We start from the raw sequence: 4,848 nt of genomic DNA on the forward strand, positions 1-4,848 counted from the left end.
ATTGTAGATGATGCGTTCAAAAGCATCTTTTTCAGCGATATAGCGGTTTAGCCCATTTTGTGTTCCAATCCAAAGATTTTTTTCATGATCCTCTTTCAGTGCGAATATGTAATCATCGGAACTAATAGAACTATTATCGGAACTTGTTCTGTAAATTTTAATCGCCTTACMATTATATCTGTTTAAGCAATCGCGTGTACCAAACCACATATAGCCCCTGCTGTCTTTGCAGATGGATTGAACCGTACTCTGTGAAAGTCCATTGTTTACCGACAAATGATCAAAAGAAAGCTGCGCAAAAGCTTCATTAAAAGAACATAGCAATATCATGCTAGCGATCATTAATGTGTTAAAAGGGCTCTTCATTGGGATGATTGGAAATGATAAATACAGATTTGAAACAATATACATCATTCTCTACAGGTTTACAAATCAGTTCAAACTACTATAATTTTTCACCTAAATAGATTAAATAATATCATTTTTGCAATTCTTCCAATCAAGCCTGACCGGTAAGCTATGTCGCCTCGTCCTTTTTTTACACAAACAGATCATTTCGGAATCTTCAAATCTGCAATTAGCTTCAAGTAATCAATTAAAAAAGTTCGTTAATAGTCTTCCCAGGAGCACTAAATACAAAGAGCTGCATTCATAGAGTATGAATGCAGCTCTTGTTTTTATTCAATTGCAAAAGCACCTATTAATCTTTGCTGGTTATAACTTGGTGTTCGGATCTTGTCGGGTTAACCCTACGGGACAAGATCTACTAAGTATACTTTATATCTTCACTATTTTCACTGTAGCTATCGATTTATTGTTGCCATATATTCTCACTACATATAAACCTGCGCTCAATCCAGATACATCAAAGTCAACACTGTCATTGATAAGTCTCCCACGCTGTAAAGTTCGGCCAAATATATCGAACAGCCGCGCTTCCTGAGCACCGTTATACCCAGTGAGATTTACATGGAGTACCCTTTCTACAGGATTGGGGTATGCCTGCACTTTTATATCTTTATGCTCAGGTACTGTTTCGTTGTTAATCACACTGTTCTTTATTCCTGATGGCATTACAGACATCGATAAGCCCTGAGGTGCGCCCGCTGCTGGTGTTAACAGAAGCTGCGGGCGAAGTGTTGTACTGGTAACTTCCCTTGAGTTAAACGAAGCATCTGACGAACCATTTACAACTGTTGAAACGATGCGAAGCGACAATGTTTTATCTCCCGAAAATTCTGCTAACGCCTGGTTCGTAATATTCCATTCGGCCCATCCAGAACTTTGACCATTAATGGTTGCCAACAACGTAGTGGAAGCGGGTTTGTTATTCCAGTTAATACCTGTTTCCGTCCAGCTATCTGTAGGCACATAGTACACCTGCCAAGTAGTAGCTGCTACGCTGGTACCAGCTGAAGCAATATTTAACCTCAGTTTAGCATTATCAAAACTATTTGCTGCATTTAGGTCAAACTTTAAATATACTTCCCTGCTATATGAGGTACCGTCCTTTTTTACCGTTAATGTAGTTGCTGTTCCAAAATTGGAAGCAGCATAGCTACCATCTCTTACATAAGCATCTGCCAGAGCGCCGACCACTGAGTTAACTTTTAGGGTCTGTTCTACCGGCGTGGCTGCTTCATAAATATCATTACCTGCCTGCGAAGCCGTAATTGTGCTTGAACCTTCGCCAACAATGGTCACCGTACTGCCACTTATTGTAGCTACATCAGTATTGGAACTGGTATAATTAACAGCGAGACCAGATGAGGCAGTTGCTGTTAAATTAAATGCCGGATCGCCCATGTTTTTTGTTGGCATTGCATTAAAGGTAATGGTTTGTGGGGTTAAAACACGAGCCAATGTAATTTCTACTGGTAACCCATCCACGGTTGTGAATTGAATTGTAGTTTCTCCATTTGCCGTACCTGTTATGTTAGCATTAGCATTGGGCTGGGAAATTTGCCAGTTTGTTCCTTTTATGGTAATGTTTATCTGTTTGCTTATAGATGGAGTATATTCTCTATAGGCAAATCCCAAATCAGGATTATTTACTGCTATTTTAAGGGTTTTCTGTACCGAATCATATTGCGACATTGTTAAACAAGGATAGTCAGCACCAGTTAATAATCCCGTATTGTTTATTCCTGAAAGGGCAGCAAAAAAAGCATATCCAAAAATAGGGCTTCCATTTGTTGGTTTGTATTCTACGATGTGGGCAACATTATCTTTACGATGTACGGTATAAGGTTTGTTGCCGGCACCTACTTGGCTGTCTAAATTAGTCATGTCTGTGGTGGTGGCCTGAGGCATGCAAATGTATTCGTAGCCTTGATTTGATGGAGCAGTTCCATGATCGATATAACCTATGGCATAGTTTCCTATCGGATTATTGGCAACATTTTGGCTGGCTATTGGAATTGTGTGCTGTGGTGTTTGTTGATCAGCTCTTGTCAGTTTGATCGTACCACTTCCCGCAAAAACATAAAAGCCGGTACCGAAATTATCAACAAGCCAGTGGTTATTATTATCTGTATAGCTGTTGTTGTAAGTACTTGTTTGCAATAAATTACCGTCTACATTTACCTGGTCTTTACCAGTTATTGCTTTACGTTGATACAAGGTTGTTAATGTAGTATTTGTTGCATCATTGTTGCCAATATTAGAACCAAGGCAAATCAACATATTGTCAAACGCAAAAACAGATTTTTTGAAAACAAATGTCGGGTTATGGTTTTCCGAAGARTAGGTTGTTCCCCATCCTCTTCCAGTTGCTTCCTGAAAATCCATGGCAAACATACCATAGGTGCCATGAATCGCTTTTAGGTAATTACTGTTTTTATTTACAAAACTTAAAGAACCTGCAAACTTTTTCTGTTGTCTTTCATCCAGATTGCTTTTTTCGGCATGAAGCTTATCCCATGGAAGTCGGATAACCGTAGTTCCCGGATTGTAATTCCAATTCCAGGTTGTATAGTCAAATCCATTTCCAGTTGGGGCATCTCCAGGATAAACGATATTAATGGCGCCATAACTTTGATAACGGCCGAAACGGTTGGCATCTGGATAAGTTTCTGTGCCAAACATATTGTCATTGAATCCTTTACATACCACCAGCCAATTGTTTTTACGATAAATGCCCGCCATACTATGATTGAACTGGAAATAACCTTCGTTGTAAGGTGCTATAGTGTTGTCACCAAATGCTGCATAAGTACCCCATAAACGAGTGTAAATGTTAGCCATAACCGGATCTGAGGCCCCTGTACCTAAGATACTTCCTCCTGTCAATGCCATACTACGGAAATCGTATCTACTAATGGTAGTAGCTACTTCTTCGGGTTTTCTTCCTGTCATAGTTAAGAATCTCGTAGTTGCATCATTGGTAAACATAAGTTGTGCCATAAGTGCATCTCTAAAACGAAGATAACCTGCACCGCTTATCTCAAAGGAAGTTTGCCGTAAACATGAAAAAATACTCGTTGCATAGCTTAAATCATACATATATGATGGATAGGCTGCCCAGTGATGAAATCCTGAACCGTCTGGCTTTAACCCGTCCTTAGTCCCTTCTGAATAGGCGGCAAATGCTTCCATTTCACGCTTGAAAGCAGTCATATAACGAAAACGTTCATCGGCAGCGTCAATCCATTTTACATAGGCCATGGTAACAACTCCTGAGTTTCCAACATGGTCTACATTAATGCCAGAAACTGTAGGATTCCATATATAGTCGAAATTATTCTGTTGATACAGTACATTTTCGAACAAGCTTTTTACATACGAGTTGTCTTTAATGCTGGGTATTAGTATTGCTGGTTTTGCAAAATCTCTATAAGAATATTGATTATAGTCTAAAGCCAATGTTCCTTTACATACGAGGTCTGATACCAACCACACCGTGTTAAGGGCTTTGGTATAGGTGTCAGTATCCTCGGGATGAAATTTGAGTTGTTGGGCAAAAGTTTTTAGAAACGTCGTTTGACCATAGCTGGTAATATTTCCAGTGATATTATATCCGTTTACCACAATATTAAGTGCATTATAACTAGTTACGGCCGCAGCAAGTGCTGTAGCTTGAGGGGTATATGAATTAGTGTAATCAACCTTCAGCGTTGTTGAGGTTCCTATGGTAACATTTCCCGTTGCTGATAATTGATCATAATTAGTTCCTGGTGTTGTTGCTCCTTTAGTTTGTACACGCATAGAGCCACTGTTGTTCAATGTAAAATTACCGTTTACTTGTAGAATTCTCGTTCCGTTATCTCCAGTGGTAGTGCCAAAATTCAATGAATTTACCGTAAGATTTCCGTTTATAGTGACGCTTGTCTGCGCTGCAGAAGCATTGTAAGCATTATCAATATTAAAACCATTAAGCACTGCCGCTGTAGGATCAAAATTAATTACACTTGCACTGGTTGTTGTACCTGTACTTCCAGAAATGGTAAGGTTAGAAGCGGTATTGCCTTTTATTAAATTACTTGCAGCCCCTTGTTTAAGAGCAGATACCTGTAGATTATAGCCCGCAAGATCAAGTGTAGAGGGTTGGTTGTATAAAATTGGGTCATACAACTTGCAATTCCCTGATAATGCATGGTTTGTTTTAAGTAGTAGACCGAAGGAAAGATTGTTTGGCATGGTGCCAGTTCCTGGAGACTGAATTAAGTTAATCGTTTTTGCTGTACCCCCTAAGTAGATCCCCCTATTGCTACTGTAGTCGTGTATGCCTGTGGTGCCAACAACGTCTCCATTGGTGTTAAAAAAATTACTTCCTGAGGCTGCTTGTAACGTTTTTATAATGCCATTCCAGGTAAGAATACCATTAATGTTAAATGTACTGGCAGAAGC

At 39.4% G+C, this 4,848-nt stretch carries 2 protein-coding genes; both read right to left on the reverse strand.

Going from position 1 to position 4,848, the window contains the following annotated elements:
- Nucleotides 1–414: ligand-binding sensor domain-containing protein (locus tag AC1DND_RS21740; RefSeq protein ID WP_477584707.1), on the reverse strand; the 414-nt coding region annotated here is incomplete at its 3' end.
- A 363-nt stretch (nt 415–777) separates the two neighbouring features.
- A partial coding sequence (locus AC1DND_RS21745) for a CBM96 family carbohydrate-binding protein (protein ID WP_477584708.1) occupies nt 778–4,848 on the reverse strand: 4,071 nt, incomplete at its 5' end.

It is taken from the genome of Pedobacter sp. 01N416 (assembly GCF_056399685.1).